1 protein-coding gene is annotated in these 603 nt (G+C 47.1%); it reads right to left on the bottom strand.

The features are described 5' to 3' along the window. A partial coding sequence (locus tag DVK06_RS18565; RefSeq protein WP_147438158.1) for a hypothetical protein occupies positions 1–316 on the bottom strand: 316 nt, incomplete at its 3' end. Between the last annotated feature and the right edge of the window lie 287 nt (positions 317–603).

The following is a 603-nucleotide window of genomic DNA, read 5'->3' on the forward strand; positions in this document are numbered from 1 at the left end:
GTCGGACAGCGCCAAAAACCTCTACCTTGAACGATATAACTAACAGTACGAATCCGTATGAAAACATGAGTAGAGCCCCCTGTGGTGGTGTATCTAAGCCGAGAACTAAAGCTATCGCTGCAAACGTGATTGAAGCAAGGTTGAGCGACTTTGATGCGTAGCGCTCCACCTCTTTCTTAACTCGGGCTTCGCCCTCTTCAAATCCTCCTAAGAACTTTGACTTGTCTTTATAAAGTAGTAGGGTTGTTTCAACAGCCATAGAGGTGACAAGTATAATAAAGAAGGTGATTTCAGTGGGTGGGAGGCTACAGTCCATTACTCGTTAAGAGACTTCCCACATTCCTCGCATTCAGAACGAATCGCCGGATTAGGCGTGTTGCAATGTGGACAGGACATGTACGGTGCGTGCAGGCAGAGTGATTCAATCTGACTGCATTCACTACACTCTCCGAGGCCCTTGAATCGGCCGCAGTCTGAGCAAAAGAACCACATTCTACGGGAGAAACCGTGTCTCTCGTAGGAACACACGGAATTCTTTATTCCCATCGACTGTCGGTAATTCAGACTTAACTTGTTCAAAGCGATAAGGACAGACGGTCTCAG

The organism is Halorubrum sp. Atlit-28R (genome assembly GCF_003665955.1).
GTDB lineage: Archaea > Halobacteriota > Halobacteria > Halobacteriales > Haloferacaceae > Halorubrum > Halorubrum tropicale.